Raw genomic sequence first — 15,555 nt, 5'->3', positions numbered from 1 at the left:
GCTCACCGCCGAGGCCCTCGACAACGCCCATCGCCACGCGAACGCCACCCGGGTCGTCGTGACGGCGGGCGTCCAGGACGGCCGCCTCCGCCTCTCGGTCCACGACGACGGCAAGGGACTCCCGGCGGGCGTCACTCTCCAAACCCTGCGGGCCGAAGGTCACTTCGGGCTGCTCGGCATGGTGGAGCGGGCCGCCTCGGCGGGGGCGCATATCCGTATCGGCCGGGGTGCGCACGCGTCCGGTACCGAGATCGGCGTCGACCTCCCCCTGCCCGGATGAACCCGCGAAAGGAGACTCCGATGCGGTTCCCACCCCCCACCGGCCCGCTGCGTCTCGTGGTCGCCGACGACAACCCCGTGGTCCGCGCCGGCCTCACCGCGCTGCTCTCCGGCCGCGAGGACACCACCGTGGTGGCCGAGGCGGCGGACGGGCGCGAGGCGTACGAGGCCGCGCTGGCGCACCGGCCGGACGTCGTCCTCCTCGACGTCCGGATGCCGGGTGTCGACGGAATCTCGGCATTGCCCCACCTGGTCCGGCTGGCGCCCGTCATGATGCTGACCTACAGCCATGAGACGGAGACCGTGCGGGAGGCTTTGCGGCTGGGGGCGGGGGGATATCTGGTGCACGGGGAATTCGACACGGAGCAGTTGGTGCGGGCGGTGCGGGATGTGTGCGAGGGGCGTCCGCATGTGACGCCGGGGGCGGTGCGCGCGCTGTTGCCTCCGGCGGTGGGGCCAGGTGCGAGTGCACACGTGGAACGCGAACGTCCCACTTCTCCCTGGGAGATGTCTGCAAAAACCCTTTCGCACATGCAATCCTCTGTGGGACAGTCATTCCGGTCGAGTTTTCAACTGAGCACCAGGGAGGCGGAGATCATGGACCTCGTCGCATCCGGCATGACGAACCATCAGATCGCCGCCGCCTGCTTCATCAGCGAGAAAACCGTCAAGAACCACATCAACCACATTTTCGCCAAACTCCACACCACCAACAGATCCCAGGCGACGGCGAAGTGGTTGGGGGTGGCGTGAAGTGCCCGCCACCCGCCCCCACTGGGCCCAAACCTGGGCCCCCGGACCCTGGGCCCGTCTCCTCTTACCGCCGTACGGTGCGCGGATCGGAGACAAATGCGGAGGGGAACACCATGAGCGCTTGGTTCAACACCGCCATTGCGAGCCTGCGGGCCCGCGCCGCCCGCAGCGACGTGGGGCAGACCGCGGTGGAATACCTCGGCATCATCGCGGTGGTCGTGGCGATCGTCCTGGCGATCACGGGTACGAGTATCGGCCAGTCGATCTTCGACGCGATCACCCAGAAGATCTCCGAGGTGACCGGCGGCTGACCGGAGCGCGCTTCCGCCGGGACACAGGGCAGGCCTTCCCCATCTACATCACCGTGGTGGCGGGCCTGCTCTTTCTCGCGTTGGCCTATCTCGCGGTCGGCCAGGCCTCGGTGAACCGCGGCGGTGCTCAGACCGCGGCCGATGCGGCCGCCCTGGCGGCGGCCCAGGACAGGCGCGATCTGCTGGTGGGGAAATGGGTCGACGACATTCTGGACCCCACCAAGTGGGGGGCCGTCTTCGACGGTGAGGCGCCGCTGCCGGACTCCTGCTGGCGGGCCGACGAACTGGCGGCCCAGAACGAGGCCGACGCACGGTGCGCACAGGACGGACCGCTCGCCTTCACGGTCGAGGCCAAAACCGATAAGTCGGTTGGTCATTCCATCGTCCCAGGCACGGAGAATTTCAAGTCGACGGCGTCCGCGAGGGCCGTGATCGAACCCCTCTGCACGTTCGAGAAGCCTGGAGAAGGGTCGCACGGTGACGTGCTGCCGCGACTTTCCTGCAAGGACCGTGATTGGGAGCTGAACCCGCACGATCTCACTCATCTGCCCGAGCCGCAGGATCTCTTCGATGTCCACCTGGCCGCCGACTGACAGGCGATCGACGCGTAAAGGATTTCAGCCATGAGTATGCGTTTCACCGGGCGGCGGACCGCCAGGGGTGTGGCAGCCCTGTCCGTAGCTGCCGTCCTTGCCCTTGGTGCGGTGGGCTGCGGAGGTGGTGGCGGCGATGACAAGAAGCCGGACGCCTCCGCCTCCGCCACCAAGTCGGGTGGCTCGAATCCGAGTACGCAGGAAGGGCAGTCGGACGACCCGCTGGCGGAGCTGAAGGGATCGGACGGGCTCACTCTCCAGATCACTTCCGCGAAGCGTGACTCGGGAGGCTTCGTCACGGTCAACGGTGATCTGCGGAACGACGGCGCCAAGGACCTCGTCATTCCGTCGGCCCTGAGCGGCGACGAAACAGAGATCATCCGAAACGGCAGGTCACTCGGAGGCGCGACCCTCGTCGACCCGAAGGGCAAGAAGCGTTATTACGTCCTGCGCGACACGGACGGACGCCCCCTGACGACGACGGGTTTCTCGGCCCTCAAGTCCGGTGCCACACTCGCGGTCTTCATGCAGTTCCCGGCGCCTCCGGAGAACACGTCGGAAGTCGACTTCCAGCTGCCCACTTTCCCGACCGCCACTTTCAAAATCTCCGACTGAGGCCCCCCGTGACCACCACCCGTCTCGCCCGCCTCCTCGTGACCGCTGCCACCGCGGCCCTTCTCACCCCCCTGACCCCCGCCCTCGCGGACGGGCCCAGTGAGCCGCCCGGTACGGAGCCGAGTGCTGCCGCGCCTGTGAAGGTGGACCCCACCGATCCGGACCTGAAGCTGCCGGAGGGTGCCACGCTCGCGGGAGCGAAGGTGCTGGACATCAAGTCGGTCGTCGAGGACCAGAGCGGGGACGAGCGCCGCGAGGACACCAACGCCGACGTCACCTTCGCCCTCCAGGCAGAAGTCCTCTTCGGCAAGGACAGCGCCAGACTCGGCCCGGAGGCCCGCGCCCGCATCACCGCCATCGCCGAGGAGATCCAGAAGCAGAAGGCCACCCGCGTCCGCGTCTTCGGCTTCACCGACAACCTCGGCTCCTCCGCCCACGGCGACGTCCTCTCCAAGCGCCGGGCCAACGCCGTACAGGCCGTACTCGACCAGGACCTCAACGCCCCCGACGTCACCTTCGAGGTGCGCGGCTACGGCGAGCAGTACCCCATCGCCGACAACTCCACCGAAGCGGGCCGCAAGAAGAACCGCCGCGTGGAGGTCTCCTTCCCCCGCACCGCCCAGTAGGCCCTACCCCACCGACACCGACATCCCCGCCACCAGCCCCCACCCCGCCATCACCCCGGCCCCGGCCTCCAGTACGTGCCGGGACCGGAGCCGGGGCAGGCCCAGCCGCCCCGGCACCATCGTGCGTACCGCCAGCACCCGCAGCGAACGGTCCAGGTACGCCACGTCGATGGCCATCCGCATCCCGAAGGTGTGCACACTCGCGGCCGGCGACAGCAGCAGCGCCCCCTCCACCGCGTCCCGCCCGAGCAGCCCCCGGGTCCGCGCCCGGTAGGACACCGCCAGCTCCACCGGGACACACACCTCACCCCCCGGCCGATGCACCGTCAGAGTCCCGTGCCCGTCCCGCCAGCGCGCCATCCCGCCCCACCTCCGCCGGGACCGTACCCACCGTCCACAGGCCGCACGCGATTGTCAGTGCCCCCTGCCACACTCCGGACCATGACAGCCGAGCCAGAAGACGTACGCCTGCGCGGCGTGACCGAGGACCACCTCGAGATCTTCCTCGCCTTCGAGCACGACCCGGAAGCCGTCCGCAGGTCCCGGTTCACCCCGCGCCCCCGTGACGCCTTCCTCACCCACTGGCGCACCCGCATCTTCCCCGACCCCGACTGCCTGGTGCGGACGGTCACCGTGGACGGCGAGGTCGCGGGCAACGTCGTCTCCTGGACGCAAGGAGGCAGACGCTTCGTCGGCTACTGGCTGGGCCGCCGCTACTGGCGCCGGGGCATAGGCAGCCGCGCCCTCGGCCGCTTCCTCACCGAGGAGGAGCCCGTACGCCCCCTGTACGCCGACCCCTTCGCCGGCAACACCGCCTCCGTCGCCCTGCTGGAGAAGCACGGCTTCACGCGGGTGGGAGAGCCCGACGAGGAGGGGTTCCTGCTCCTGGTCCTCGACGGCCCGGCCGCGAAAACCCCGTGACGCCCGGCCCACGGCTCCAGGACCATGCCCCCATGGACAGGACTTTCGAGGAGCTGGTGGCCGAAGGCGCCGCCGTGCCCACCGACGGCTGGGACTTCTCCTGGTTCGCGGGCCGGGCCACGGAGGAGCGGCCGGAGTGGGGCTACGCCCGTTCGGCGGGGGAGCGGCTGGCGCGGGCGCGGGCGGCGCTCGACCTCCAGACCGGCGGCGGCGAGGTACTCGACTTCGCACTGAGGCAGGCCGCCCCGGCCCGCCCCACCGTGCTCGCGGCCACCGAGGGCTGGCCGCCGAACGTGGCCAGGGCGACCGCACTGCTCGCCCCGCACGGAGCGGTGGTCGTCGCCGCACCGGACGCCGCGCCCCTGCCCTTCGCCGACGCGAGTTTCGACCTGGTCCTGAGCCGGCACCCCGTGACCCCCGACTGGCCCGAGATCACACGGGTGCTCCGGCCGGGAGGCACCTACTTCGCCCAGCATGTCGGACCGGCGAGCGCGTTCGAGCTGGTGGAGTACTTCCTCGGGCCGCAGCCGGAGGCGGTGCGCGGGGGCCGGGACCCCGAGCGGGAGCGGGACGGGGCGGAGGCCGCCGGGCTGGAGGTCGAGGAGCTCCGGACGGCGCGGCTGCGGATGGAGTTCCACGACATCGCCGCCGTCGTGCACTTCCTGCGCAAGGTGATCTGGATGGTGCCGGGCTTCACCGTCGAGGCGTACGAGGAGCGGCTGCGGGCGCTGCACGGGGAGATCACGGCGGGCGGCCCCTTCGTGGCGCACAGCACGCGCCATCTGTTCGTGGTGCGGAAACCGGCCGTCGCCGGGGCCGTCGCTTAGCGGAATGGTCAAGTCACCGTTCGTCGGCGGGGTCGTCCGTGGGAGGGACACCGGACCGGGCCCGCCGGGGTCACTGAAGTGGCGTAAAAACCTGATGATCGTTCGCCGGGAGGACGGATCGCCTGGGAATCCGATGTGAATCGGCCACCGCACACCCCTGAACCAAGCATTCCGCGCTCACCGCCGCGTCGCCGGGTGACTCCGCAGCGTAGTTGTGGCGCGCCGGGGCACGCTTCCGCCCTCACGAAGGGTTATGGTGGAAACCCCCCCTCGGGCCGGTCCGTCTCCCCCCCCACGGACCGGCCCGTTTTTCTTGGGCGTGCGCGGCGCGGGTAGGCTCGGCGTCCGCGGGAACCGCAACCGCGGTGTTTTGGAGGGGCTCTCACGTGAACCTGCGCGACAAGCTGCGCGGCCTGCTGGTCAGGGTCTACGCACGCCGGGTGGAAGGTCACCTGGACCACGCGTCGGTGCCGGAGCACATCGGCGTCATCATGGACGGCAACCGTCGCTGGGCGAAGGCCGCGGGTTCCAGCACGGTCCACGGCCACCGGGCCGGCGCCGAGAAGATCGAGGAGTTCCTCGGCTGGTGCGACGAGACCGACGTCAAGGTCGTCACCCTCTGGCTGCTCTCCACGGACAACTTCGACCGGCCGCAGGACGAGCTGGGCCCCCTACTCGACATCATCGACGGGGTCGTGCGCACCCTCGCCGAGGACGGCCGCTGGCGCGTGCACCACGTCGGCACCCGCGATCTGCTGCCCGCCGGGATGCAGCAGACCCTCAAGCAGGCCGAGGAGAGCACCGCCCACGTCGACGGCATAGTGGTCAATGTCGCCATCGGCTACGGCGGCCGCCAGGAGATCGCCGACGCCGTGCGCTCCATGCTGGCCGACGCCCAGGCCAAGGGCGTGAGCATGGCCGAGCTGGCCGAGTCCGTCGACGTCGACATGATCGGCCGCCACCTCTACACCGGTGCCCAGCCCGACCCCGACCTGGTCATCCGCACCAGCGGCGAGCAGCGGCTCTCCGGGTTCATGCTCTGGCAGACCGCCCACTCGGAGTACTACTTCTGCGAGGTCTTCTGGCCGGCCTTCCGCAAGGTCGACTTCCTGCGCGCCCTGCGCGACTACGCCGCCCGGCACCGCCGCTACGGCGGCTGACCGGCGCCCCGCGCCCGCGCCGGGACACACACCGGGACACATCAGGCACCCCGTCGGCACCCGTCCGGCGGGGTGCTCCTGTGTACCCCGCCTCGCCTGGAAGTAACAAGGAGTTCACCGGCCTGCCGGTGGCCGCTTCTGCATGGTCGCGCGAGATCGAGGGCATAACGCTCTCAGGCCGACACCCGAACCACGGGCGTCGGACTCAGCGGGCGGCACGGGGTCGCCCGCCCGGGAGGTCCTTTGCACCAGCCCGACCGTGCCTCGCACGCACGGCAGCAGTGGCGGAGGGCCGGTCTGCGGCCCGCCGCGCGCGGGGATCTCAGACCGGTCCAGTTCCACTTCGTCGCTCCCCGACCTCATCCGAGGGGGTACGTCCTTCCGTGGTGACCAGCACAAAGCGCCACAAGCCCGACCGGCGCACCTATGTTCTCGACACCAGCGTCCTGCTGGCCGACCCCAACGCCGTGACCCGCTTCGAGGAGCACGAGGTAGTGCTCCCGATCGTCGTGGTCACCGAGCTGGAGGCCAAGCGGCACCATCCCGAACTCGGTTACTTCGCCCGCCAGGCCCTGCGCCTGCTGGACGACTACCGGGTCAGGTACGGCCGGCTCGACGCCCCCATCCCGATCGGGGAACTCGGCGGAACCGTCCGTGTCGAGCTCAACCACTCGGACCCCAGCGTGCTGCCCAGCGGCTACCGCCTGGGGGACAACGACTCCCGCATCCTCGCGGTGGCCCGGAATCTCCAGGCCGAGGGGTTCGACGTCACCGTCGTGTCGAAGGACCTGCCGCTCCGGATCAAAGCGTCCTCGGTCGGGCTGCTGGCCGAGGAGTACCGCGCCGAACTCGCCATCACGGACTCCTCCGGCTGGACCGGCATGTCCGAGCTGACGCTCCCCGGTGAACAGGTGGACATCCTCTTCGAGGAAGGCCATGTGTTCGTCCCCGAGGCGTCCGAGCTGCCCGTGCACACCGGACTGACCATTCAGTCCGAGCGCGGCAAGGCACTCGGCCGCGTCACCCCGGACGGCAACGTCCGGCTGGTGCGCGGCGACCGGGAGGCGTTCGGCATCAAGGGCCGCAGCGCCGAGCAGCGCATCGCGCTCGACCTGCTGCTCGATCCGGACGTCGGCATCCTCTCCATGGGCGGCCGCGCGGGCACCGGCAAGTCGGCGCTGGCGCTCTGCGCCGGCCTGGAGGCGGTCCTGGAGCGCCGCCAGCACCAGAAGGTGATGGTCTTCCGGCCGCTGTACGCGGTCGGCGGGCAGGAACTCGGCTATCTGCCGGGCAGCGAGTCGGAGAAGATGGGCCCCTGGGCCCAGGCGGTCTTCGACACGCTCTCCGCGGTCACCAGCCGGGAGGTCATCGAGGAGGTCACGGCGCGCGGGATGCTGGAGGTCCTCCCGCTCACCCACATCCGCGGCCGTTCGCTGCACGACGCCTTCGTGATCGTGGACGAGGCGCAGTCGCTGGAGCGCAACGTGCTGCTGACGGTGCTCTCCCGGATCGGCGCCAACTCGCGGGTGGTGCTCACCCATGACGTGGCGCAGCGGGACAACCTGCGTGTCGGCCGTTACGACGGCGTGGTGGCCGTCGTGGAGAAGCTGAAGGGGCATCCGCTCTTCGCGCACGTCACGTTGAACCGGTCCGAAAGGTCCCAGATCGCGGCGCTGGTGACCGAAATGCTGGAGGACGGCCACATCTGACCCGTCCTCGGACAACCACAGGCGCCGCCCGGAGAAGCCGAAGAGCTTAGCCGGGCGGCGTCTGCGTGCGCGGGTATTTCCTGAATTCCCTTGGGCCAAACGAGGTGTGAGCTTTCACACGCAACTCGGAATTGCCACTCGCCGCCGGGTTACGGCAGAGTCTCAGTCCTGTCAGGCCCCGCATACGACACACCTGTACCCCGAGGCACGTTCCAGCCCCCCGGCAGGCGCGATCCACGGAGCAAGTCGCCAACTCCATAGCGTCGTCGTATGCCGCCCGAGCATCACGCGGCGCTCCCCGTGCGGGAGTTCCCACCGGGCCCGTGTCTCCTGTGACCCTTCAGTTGGGAGGCCAGTGTCGGGGGCACGATTGCGTCCGCCACGGTCACCGAAGCGGGCGATGCTGGAAGGAAACCGTGTGAGCCGGATTTCGGTCCGGGGATTCGCAGTGGCCTCCGCCACCGCGGTCACCGCCGTAGGAAGCGTCGTCGGAGTTGCCTCGGGCAGCGTCGCGCAGAACAACGACGCCGAGCCGACGGCTGCCGACACCACGCTCCTCGCTGAGCTCCCCGCGGATCAGCAGGCGCAGGTTCAGACCGCGTCCCTGACGCAGCAGGCGGACGCCCAGGCAATCGCGGCCGACGCGAGCGCCAAGAAGGACGCGGAGGCAGCGGCCCGCAAGGCCGCCGCCGAGACGGCCATCGCCAAGAAGAAGGACGCCGAGAAGGCGGCCGAGCTGGCGAAGGAGCGGGCCGAGACCAAGGCTGCCGCCGCCGCCAGCCGCAGCGACGTCCGCGACGCCTCCAGCTTCGCTCCGCAGAGCAGCTACTCCGTCGCCCAGATCCAGGCCATGGCCCGTCAGATGGTGGGCGCCGGTCAGTTCCAGTGCTTCAGCAACATCGTCGACCACGAGTCGAGCTGGAACTACCGTGCCGTGAACGCCTCCTCCGGTGCCTACGGTCTCTTCCAGGCCCTGCCCGGCTCCAAGATGTCCTCGGTGGGCGCCGACTGGCAGACCAACCCGGCCACCCAGATCAAGTGGGGCCTCAACTACATGGACAGCCGCTACGGCAGCCCGTGCGAGGCGTGGACCTTCTGGCAGGCCAACCACTGGTACTGAGCGGCTCGTGACACCGGCCGCACGCAGCCCCTCCCCCTTCACGGGGTGAGGGGCTTTCGCGCGGTACGGTCGTCCTCGCACGGCTCCCCCGCGTGACGAAGCACGCCGGAGTGGGCCCGGAACGCGGGGGAAGGGTACGGAACATGACGCGAATGCCAGGATGGCTCGGCCGGCTCGGTGCCGGACTGACCGAGATGAGCGAGCGCCTGGACGAGCGCCGCGCCGAGGTACAGAAGGAGCACGCCGGACCCGAGGGACCCCCCGAGGCGGTGGCCGTACCCGCGCCGCGCCCGGCTCCGTCCGCCCAGCGCCCCGACCCCGCGCACGCCGTGCCGTGGGGAGTGCGGGTCGCGGCCGAGGCGGGTTGGCGGCTGCTGGTGCTGGCCGGCACGGTCTGGGTGCTGATGCGGGTCATCAGCGCCGTGCAGCTCGTGGTGTTCGCGTTCGTGGTGGCCCTGCTGGTGACCGCGCTGCTCCAGCCGACCGTGGCCCGGCTGATGCGGTACGGCATGCCGCGCGGCCCGTCGACGGCGCTCACCGCCATATCGGGCTTCGTGATCATCGGGCTGCTGGGCTGGTTCGTGACCTGGCAGGTCATGGAGAACATCGACACCCTCTCCAGCCAGATCCAGAACGGCATCGACGATCTGCGCAACTGGCTGCTGAAGAGCCCGTTCCACGTCACCGACAAGCAGATCAACCAGATCGCCAAGAACCTGCGCGAGGCCGTCGGAGCCAACACCGACCAGATAACGTCGGCCGGTCTCGAAGGAGTCCAGGTCGTCGTCGAGGCGCTGACCGGCATCCTGCTGGTCTTCTTCTCCACGCTCTTCCTGCTCTACGACGGCAGGCGGATCTGGGAGTGGTTCCTGAAGCTGGTGCCCGCTGCCGCCCGTCCGGGCGTGGCCGGTGCCGGTCCGCGCGCCTGGGCCACCCTGACCGCGTACGTGCGCGGCACGGTGCTGGTCGCGCTGATCGACGCCATATTCATCGGCCTCGGCATCTACTTCCTCGATGTGCCGATGGCGGTGCCGCTGGCGGTCTTCATCTTCCTGTTCTCGTTCATCCCGCTGGTCGGCGCGGTCGCCTCCGGTGCGCTCGCCATCGTCGTCGCGCTGGTGACGCAGGGTGTGTTCACCGCCCTGATGACGCTGGTGGTGGTGCTCGCGGTCCAACAGATCGAGGGCCACGTGCTCCAGCCGTTCATCCTGGGCCGGGCGGTGCGGGTCCACCCGCTCGCGGTGGTCCTCACGGTCGCGGCCGGCGGCATGGTGGCCGGCATCGGCGGCGCGGTGGTCGCCGTACCGCTGGTGGCCGTGACGAACACGGTGGTGGGGTATCTGCGGAAGTACTCGGCCGAGCAGGACTGGCCGACGACGGAGATCGGGGACCCGGCGGCCGCGGCGGCCGGGGACGAGCCCGCCGTCCGGGCCGAGGCGGAGCCGGCCGGCACCGCCCCCGAGGACGCCCGCGAAACCACCGAAGGCCCCGCTCAGCAGGTGTGAGCGGGGCCTTCGGGCGGGGTACTACTCGGCGAGGACGGCCTCGGCCTCGAGGGTGACGCCGACCGCCTGGATCACCGAGGCGATCTTGAACGCCTCCTGGATCACCTCGCGTTCGACACCGGCCTTGCGGAGCACCTGCTCGTGCGAGTCTAGGCACAGACCGCAGCCGTTGATCGCGGAGACCGCGAAGGACCACAGCTCGAAGTCGACCTTGTCGACGCCGGGGTTGCCGATGACGTTCATCCGCAGACCGGCGCGCAGGGTGCCGTACTCGTGGTCCGACAGCAGGTGCCGGGTGCGGTAGAAGACGTTGTTCATCGCCATGATGGCGGCGGCGGACTTGGCCGCGTCGTACGCCTCGGGCGAGAGGGCCGCCTTCGCGTCCGGCTCCAGCTCACGCAGCACGATGGGGGAGCGCGAGGCGATCGCGGTCGCCAGCACGGTGCCCCAGAGCTGCTGCGCGGGGAGGTCGGAGTTGCCGATGACCGAGCCCAGGTTGAGCTTCAGGTCCTTGGCGTAGTCCGGGACGCGGGACTTCAGCGAGTCGAGCGACATGGGTCACTCACCCGCCAGCAGCGCGACCGGGTCGAGGGTCTCGTCGCCCTTGCTCCAGTTGCACGGGCACAGCTCGTCCGTCTGGAGGGCGTCGAGGACCCGCAGGACCTCCTTGGGGTTACGGCCGACGGAGCCGGCGGTCACCATGGTGAACTGGATCTCGTTGTTCTGGTCGACGATGAAGACGGCGCGCTTGGCGAAGCCGTCCTCGCCCTCGATGCCCAGGTCGCGCATCAGCTCGTGCTTGGAGTCCGCCATCATCGGGAACGGCAGGTCGGTCAGGTCCGGGTGGTCCTTGCGCCAGGCGTGGTGGACGAACTCGGAGTCACCGGAGAAGCCGAGGACCTGCGCGTCACGGTCGGCGAACTCGTCGTTCAGCTTGCCGAAGGCCGCGATCTCGGTCGGGCACACGAAGGTGAAGTCCTTGGGCCACGCGAAGACGATCTTCCACTTGCCCTCGTAGGTCTTGTGGTCGATCGTCTCGAACTCCTTGCCCTTCTCCAGCGAGACGCAGGCGGTCAGTTCGAACTCGGGGAACTTGTCACCGACAGTGAGCACGTGCTCTCCTTGCAGCGCGGGGACACCCCAGCTTGCGGGATGTCTCCCATGGGTTGGACTGGGCCGATGGTGGCACAGGGTGGATTGATTAGTGAAATAGCTACACTCGGTCTGGTTGATCGGAGGTGGCTATCAGTGACCATCAGTAGTGGCAAGCGGAAGCAGCCGACCCTGGCGCAGCTGCGGGCCTTCACCGCGGTCGCCGAGCATCTGCACTTCCGGGACGCGGCCGCCGCCATCGGGATGAGCCAGCCGGCGCTGTCCGGGGCGGTCGCCGCGCTGGAGGAGACCCTCGGCGTGGCCCTGGTGGAGCGTACGACCCGCAAGGTGCTGCTCTCCACCGCCGGGGAGCGGCTCGCGGTGCGGGCCAAGGCGGTGCTGGCCGAGATGGGCGCGCTGCTGGAGGAGGCCGAGGCGGTACGGGCGCCCTTCACCGGGGTGCTGCGGCTCGGCGCCATCCCGACCGTCGCCCCCTATCTGCTGCCGACCGTGCTGCGGCTGGTGCACGAGCGCTATCCCCAGCTCGACCTCCAGGTGCACGAGGAGCAGACCGCCAGCCTGCTGGAGGGCCTGCACTCCGGACGGCTCGACCTGCTGCTGCTCGCCGTGCCGCTCGGTGTGCCCGGTGTGAGCGAACTCCCGCTGTTCGACGAGGACTTCGTGCTCGTCACCCCGCTCGGCCATGAACTCGGCTGCCGCAGCGGCATCCCGCGCGAGGCGCTGCGCGAGCTGAACCTGCTGCTGCTGGACGAGGGGCACTGCCTGCGCGACCAGGCGCTGGAGATCTGCCGGGAGGCCGGCCGGGAGATCCGGGGCGGCGGCGCGGCCCCGGTCACCACGACCGCCGCCGGACTCTCCACCCTGGTCCAGCTGGTCGCGGGCGGCCTCGGCTGCACCCTGCTGCCGCGCACCGCGATACGGCTGGAGGCGACCCGGGGCAGCAAGGTCCTCACCAGCTCCTTCGCCGGTCCGGCCCCGAGCCGCCGCATCGCCCTCGCCATGCGCACGGCCGCGGCCCGCTCCGCCGAGTACGAGGAGCTGGCCGCGGCCCTGCGCGAGGCGATGACCCCGCTGCCCGTACGGATCGTGGGCGCGACGGACTGAGCGGTTACTCGGTGCGCAGCCCGTCGGGGCGGGTCATGCGGAGCAGGGGTGGCAGGGTGAGGAGGGTGACCGCGAGGACGACGCCCGCGCCGACACCGGTCAGCGCCAGGACGTCGGGCCAGACCACGGTCACCTCGGCCGCCGACATCCGCAGCAGCACCGCGCCGAGGCCCACGCCCACCGCCGCGGCCAGCAGCAGGCCCAGCGTGATCGGGAGGGCCGACTGCCACAGCACCGACAGGCCGAGCGTGCGGCGCCGGGTGCCGAACGCGACCAGCGCCGACAGCAGCTTGCGCCGCTCGCGCAACTGCTCCAGCTGGGAGACCAGCAGGCTCGCCCCGATCAGCATCAGCACGCAGGAGGCGCCGATCAGCATGCCGGTGCGCAGCGAGGTGTACCGGGCGGACGTCTCGGTCGGCGTCACGGCCATGACGTCCGCGACCGGGTCGACCCGCGCGGCGGTGTTGCGGACGTACTCCTGCACGTCCGGCAGCGCCTGGTCCATCCGTACGAAGACCTCGCCGGACAGCGCGGGTCCGGCTGCCTTCGGGAGCGCGGCCGGGGTGACCAGCAGGCCGTTGGCGCGGGGCATCAGCGAGTCCCCGCGGGCCGTCGCCCAGCGCAGGTGCTCCGGTACCGCGACCGGCACCGAGAGGCCCTGGACGTCGGCGTAACCGGGGTCGATGTAGGCGTCATGGCCGGGACGGAGCACGGCGTCGCGGGAGGCGCGGTCGAACTCGGTGCCGTACTCCGGACCGGCGAGGGCGAAGGTGTCGCCGTCGCGGCAGGACGGCAGATGCGCCAGCTCCCGCAGCGAGGCGCAGTCACCCACGATCACGTCGAGCGCGGCGTCCGCGTCCCGTGGCTTCTCGCCGAGCGAGGCGGTGGCCAGCCCGACCGAGGCCCGCACCCCCTTGGTCCGGGCGACCGCGGCGGCGGCCGGGCCGACGCGGCTGTGGTCGGAGAGGGCGATCTCCAGCTGGGCGCGGGAGGGGTCCTTCCCGGTGTTCTTCTCGTACTGGCCCTGCACGCCCGCGAAGAGCATCTGGAGCGCGATGGCACCGGCCACCGCGACCGCGACGCCGTTGACCGTACGCGCCGCCGTACCGCTGCTCAACTGGAGCCTGCGCACGGCCAGTTGCCAGGACAGAGGGCCCGGGTCGAGCCGGGCGACGGCGCGTTCCACCAGCCAGGGCAGCAGGGCGGTGACACCGATCAGGAACAGCAGGACACCGGCGATGACGAGGTACTGGTTGAAGTCGCCGTCCGAGTGCCCCTGGCCGGTCATCGGGTAGAGCAGCGCCAGCCCGGCCAGCGGCAGCAGCAGCCGCCACCACAGCCGGCGCCGGGCGGGCACGGCGGTACGGACCACGCCGAGCGGCTCGATGACCACCCCCCGCATGGCCAGCAGCGTCACCAGCACCGCGCACGCCGGGACCGCGAGCGCGACCAGCAGGGCGAGCAGGGGAGAGGGGTCGAGGTAGGCGGGGTAGAAGCTCTCGCCCATGACCGTCACCGACCCGGCGAGCTGCCGTCCGGCCAGGAAGAGCCCGGCCCCGACGACCAGGCCGATCAGCGAGCCGGCCAGCGCCTCGCCCGCTGCGATCCGGCGGGTGGTGCGGCCGTCGGCACCCACCAGCCGCAGTGCGGCCAGCCTGCGGTCGCGCCGCTCGCCGCCGAAGCGCACGGCGGCGGCGATGAACACCGCGACCGGCATCAGCAGCACCACGAACACGACCAGCACCATCATCAGCAGCACCGGGTCGGCCTGCGCGGTATCCGGCTGCGGGTCGCCGAACGCGCGCAGCCGCTCGGTACGGGCACCCCCGGCCTTCGGCTTCAGTCCCTCGGCGCCCGCGTAGTAGACGAGTTCGCGCGGACCGAGCAGCCCCTTCGCCCCGATGGTCCCGGTGATCCGGTACGGCAGCCGCTCGCGCAGCAGCTCGGCGTCGCCGGAGGCGAGGAGTTCGCCCAGCGCGGGGGAGACCAGCATCTCGCCCTTGGCCGGGAAGCGGTCCACGCCCGGCGGCAGCGGGGCCTTCGGGCCCTCGGGTTCGAGGAGGCGGCCGCGAACGGACTTGGTCCGCCACCAGGTGCCGGTGTCCGCCAGCAGCAGGGTGTCGTCACCCTTGGGGAGCGGGTGCACGGCGAAGGTGTAGTCGGCGCGGGCCTCCTCCACCGCGTGGCGCGCGGAGACGACACCGGGCAGGGCGGTGGTGAGCAGCAGCAGCGCCACGCCCATACCGACGCCGACCGCGGTCAGCGCCGTACGGACCCACCCCTCGCGCCCCCCGGTCACGGCGAACCGGGCCCCCATCCTCAGGTCACGGGCGTACTGCCGCACGCTCATGCGCTGCGCTCCATGTCCCGCGACCGGCCGTCGCGCACGACGATCTCGCGGTCGGACCAGGCCGCCACCCGCGCCTCGTGGGTGACGAGGACGACGGCGGCGTTGGTCGAGCGGGCGGCGTCGGTGAGCAGCTCCATCACCCGCTCGCCGTTGAGCGAGTCCAGCGCGCCGGTCGGCTCGTCCGCGAACACCACGCGGGGCCCGGTGACCAGCGCCCGCGCCACCGCGACCCGCTGGCCCTGGCCGCCGGAGACCTCGCCGGGCCGCTTGCGCCGGAGGCCGTCCACCTCAAGGCGCTCCATCCAGGTGAGCGCTGCCCGTTCCGCCTCCTTGCGCGGGGTGCCGTTGAGCCGCAGCGGCAGCGCCACGTTCTCCACGCAGGTCAACTCCGGTACGAGCTGGCCGAACTGGAAGACGAAGCCGAACTCGCCGCGCCTGAGGGCACTGCGCTCGCCGTCGCTCATGGTGGTCAGCTCGCGTCCGGCGTAGGTGATCGAGCCGGAGTCGGGCCGGACGATCCCGGCGAGGCAGTGCAGCAGCGTGGACTTGCCGGAGCCGGAGGGGCCCAT

Annotated in this window: 18 protein-coding genes; 13 read left to right on the top strand and 5 right to left on the bottom strand. The window is 70.8% G+C overall.

Features of this window, described 5'->3' with window-relative positions; translation table 11 throughout:
• From GT030_RS18400 to GT030_RS18375, 6 genes are all read left to right on the top strand, one after another.
• The coding region (locus GT030_RS18400) for an ATP-binding protein (RefSeq protein ID WP_346009676.1) at nt 1-280 on the top strand (280 nt) is incomplete at its 5' end.
• A complete protein-coding gene (locus GT030_RS18395) occupies nt 277-1,032 on the top strand; it encodes a response regulator transcription factor (RefSeq protein ID WP_161199862.1) in 756 nt (251 codons plus the stop codon). The genes GT030_RS18400 and GT030_RS18395, both read left to right, overlap by 4 nt.
• A 113-nt stretch (nt 1,033-1,145) precedes the next feature.
• Nucleotides 1,146-1,343 carry a hypothetical protein gene (locus GT030_RS18390; protein ID WP_161199863.1) on the top strand — a complete coding sequence of 66 codons (198 nt, stop codon included), beginning with the start codon at nt 1,146-1,148 and terminating at the stop codon, nt 1,341-1,343.
• Between the two features lie 56 nt (nt 1,344-1,399).
• Nucleotides 1,400-1,936, top strand: a complete 537-nt coding sequence (locus GT030_RS18385; RefSeq protein ID WP_346009557.1) for a pilus assembly protein TadG-related protein — start codon at nt 1,400-1,402, stop codon at nt 1,934-1,936.
• Between the two features lie 30 nt (nt 1,937-1,966).
• Nucleotides 1,967-2,551: a hypothetical protein gene (locus GT030_RS18380; RefSeq protein ID WP_161199864.1), complete on the top strand. Its 585-nt coding sequence runs from the start codon at nt 1,967-1,969 to the stop codon at nt 2,549-2,551.
• A gap of 8 nt (nt 2,552-2,559) precedes the next feature.
• Nucleotides 2,560-3,177, top strand: a complete 618-nt coding sequence (locus GT030_RS18375; protein ID WP_161199865.1) for an OmpA family protein — start codon at nt 2,560-2,562, stop codon at nt 3,175-3,177.
• Nucleotides 3,178-3,180: 3 nt separating this feature from the next.
• On the opposite strand, the gene GT030_RS18370 is transcribed toward GT030_RS18375, so the two are convergent.
• The gene (locus tag GT030_RS18370; protein ID WP_161199866.1) at nt 3,181-3,537 is read right to left on the bottom strand and encodes a DUF192 domain-containing protein; all 357 of its coding nucleotides are present in this window, start codon (nt 3,535-3,537) and stop codon (nt 3,181-3,183) included.
• Nucleotides 3,538-3,618: 81 nt separating this feature from the next.
• Between GT030_RS18370 and GT030_RS18365 the strand changes: the two genes are divergently transcribed.
• The 6 genes from GT030_RS18365 to GT030_RS18340 all read left to right on the top strand — a co-directional run bounded on the left by GT030_RS18365 (nt 3,619) and on the right by GT030_RS18340 (nt 10,419).
• The gene (locus GT030_RS18365; protein WP_161199867.1) at nt 3,619-4,098 is read left to right on the top strand and encodes a GNAT family protein; all 480 of its coding nucleotides are present in this window, start codon (nt 3,619-3,621) and stop codon (nt 4,096-4,098) included.
• A 32-nt stretch (nt 4,099-4,130) separates the two neighbouring features.
• Nucleotides 4,131-4,925, top strand: a complete 795-nt coding sequence (locus tag GT030_RS18360) for a methyltransferase domain-containing protein (RefSeq protein ID WP_161202014.1) — start codon at nt 4,131-4,133, stop codon at nt 4,923-4,925.
• A gap of 386 nt (nt 4,926-5,311) precedes the next feature.
• Nucleotides 5,312-6,085, top strand: a complete 774-nt coding sequence (locus tag GT030_RS18355) for an isoprenyl transferase (RefSeq protein WP_161202013.1) — start codon at nt 5,312-5,314, stop codon at nt 6,083-6,085.
• 383 nt (nt 6,086-6,468) lie between these two features.
• On the top strand, nt 6,469-7,794 hold the full coding sequence (locus tag GT030_RS18350) for a PhoH family protein (protein WP_030806983.1): 1,326 nt from the start codon (nt 6,469-6,471) through the stop codon (nt 7,792-7,794).
• A 400-nt stretch (nt 7,795-8,194) separates the two neighbouring features.
• Nucleotides 8,195-8,914 carry a transglycosylase SLT domain-containing protein gene (locus GT030_RS18345; RefSeq protein WP_086694281.1) on the top strand — a complete coding sequence of 240 codons (720 nt, stop codon included), beginning with the start codon at nt 8,195-8,197 and terminating at the stop codon, nt 8,912-8,914.
• 143 nt (nt 8,915-9,057) lie between these two features.
• On the top strand, nt 9,058-10,419 hold the full coding sequence (locus GT030_RS18340) for an AI-2E family transporter (RefSeq protein WP_161202012.1): 1,362 nt from the start codon (nt 9,058-9,060) through the stop codon (nt 10,417-10,419).
• Between the two features lie 21 nt (nt 10,420-10,440).
• Here the strand turns inward: GT030_RS18340 and GT030_RS18335 are convergent, their stop codons facing one another.
• Together GT030_RS18335 and GT030_RS18330 are read right to left on the bottom strand one after the other, a co-directional pair.
• Nucleotides 10,441-10,974 (bottom strand): alkyl hydroperoxide reductase, encoded by a 534-nt coding sequence (locus GT030_RS18335; RefSeq protein ID WP_161202011.1) that lies wholly within the window; start codon nt 10,972-10,974, stop codon nt 10,441-10,443.
• Between the two features lie 3 nt (nt 10,975-10,977).
• Entirely contained in the window at nt 10,978-11,532 is a 555-nt protein-coding gene (locus GT030_RS18330; RefSeq protein WP_030806994.1) for a peroxiredoxin, read from the bottom strand.
• A gap of 135 nt (nt 11,533-11,667) precedes the next feature.
• On the opposite strand from GT030_RS18330, the gene GT030_RS18325 reads away from it, so the two are divergent.
• Nucleotides 11,668-12,636: a hydrogen peroxide-inducible genes activator gene (locus tag GT030_RS18325; RefSeq protein WP_346009675.1), complete on the top strand. Its 969-nt coding sequence runs from the start codon at nt 11,668-11,670 to the stop codon at nt 12,634-12,636.
• A gap of 4 nt (nt 12,637-12,640) precedes the next feature.
• Here GT030_RS18325 and GT030_RS18320 read toward each other — a convergent pair whose 3' ends face one another.
• Both GT030_RS18320 and GT030_RS18315 read right to left on the bottom strand, forming a co-directional pair.
• The gene (locus tag GT030_RS18320; protein ID WP_161202009.1) at nt 12,641-14,986 is read right to left on the bottom strand and encodes an FtsX-like permease family protein; all 2,346 of its coding nucleotides are present in this window, start codon (nt 14,984-14,986) and stop codon (nt 12,641-12,643) included.
• On the bottom strand, nt 14,983-15,555 hold a 573-nt coding region (locus GT030_RS18315), incomplete at its 5' end, for an ABC transporter ATP-binding protein (protein ID WP_161202008.1). The genes GT030_RS18320 and GT030_RS18315, both read right to left, overlap by 4 nt.

Origin of the sequence: Streptomyces sp. SID1328, assembly GCF_009865595.1 — a bacterium.
In the GTDB taxonomy this organism is placed as follows: Bacteria; Actinomycetota; Actinomycetes; order Streptomycetales; family Streptomycetaceae; genus Streptomyces; species Streptomyces griseoluteus.
The sequence above is the reverse complement of the archived record's forward strand: the minus strand, read 5'-3'. Positions and strand labels throughout refer to the sequence as shown.

What these genes read in the sequence shown, in the direction of transcription:
- GT030_RS18380 (WP_161199864.1), top strand. Translation starts at nt 1,967, where the DNA reads ATGAGTATGCGTTTCACCGGGCGGCGGACCGCCAGGGGTGTGGCAGCC.
- GT030_RS18360 (WP_161202014.1), top strand. Translation starts at nt 4,131, where the DNA reads ATGGACAGGACTTTCGAGGAGCTGGTGGCCGAAGGCGCCGCCGTGCCC.
- GT030_RS18335 (WP_161202011.1), bottom strand. Translation starts at nt 10,974, where the DNA reads ATGTCGCTCGACTCGCTGAAGTCCCGCGTCCCGGACTACGCCAAGGAC.
- GT030_RS18370 (WP_161199866.1), bottom strand. Translation starts at nt 3,537, where the DNA reads ATGGCGCGCTGGCGGGACGGGCACGGGACTCTGACGGTGCATCGGCCG.
- GT030_RS18345 (WP_086694281.1), top strand. Translation starts at nt 8,195, where the DNA reads ATGCTGGAAGGAAACCGTGTGAGCCGGATTTCGGTCCGGGGATTCGCA.
- GT030_RS18340 (WP_161202012.1), top strand. Translation starts at nt 9,058, where the DNA reads ATGACGCGAATGCCAGGATGGCTCGGCCGGCTCGGTGCCGGACTGACC.
- GT030_RS18320 (WP_161202009.1), bottom strand. Translation starts at nt 14,986, where the DNA reads ATGAGCGTGCGGCAGTACGCCCGTGACCTGAGGATGGGGGCCCGGTTC.
- GT030_RS18395 (WP_161199862.1), top strand. Translation starts at nt 277, where the DNA reads ATGAACCCGCGAAAGGAGACTCCGATGCGGTTCCCACCCCCCACCGGC.
- GT030_RS18390 (WP_161199863.1), top strand. Translation starts at nt 1,146, where the DNA reads ATGAGCGCTTGGTTCAACACCGCCATTGCGAGCCTGCGGGCCCGCGCC.
- GT030_RS18365 (WP_161199867.1), top strand. Translation starts at nt 3,619, where the DNA reads ATGACAGCCGAGCCAGAAGACGTACGCCTGCGCGGCGTGACCGAGGAC.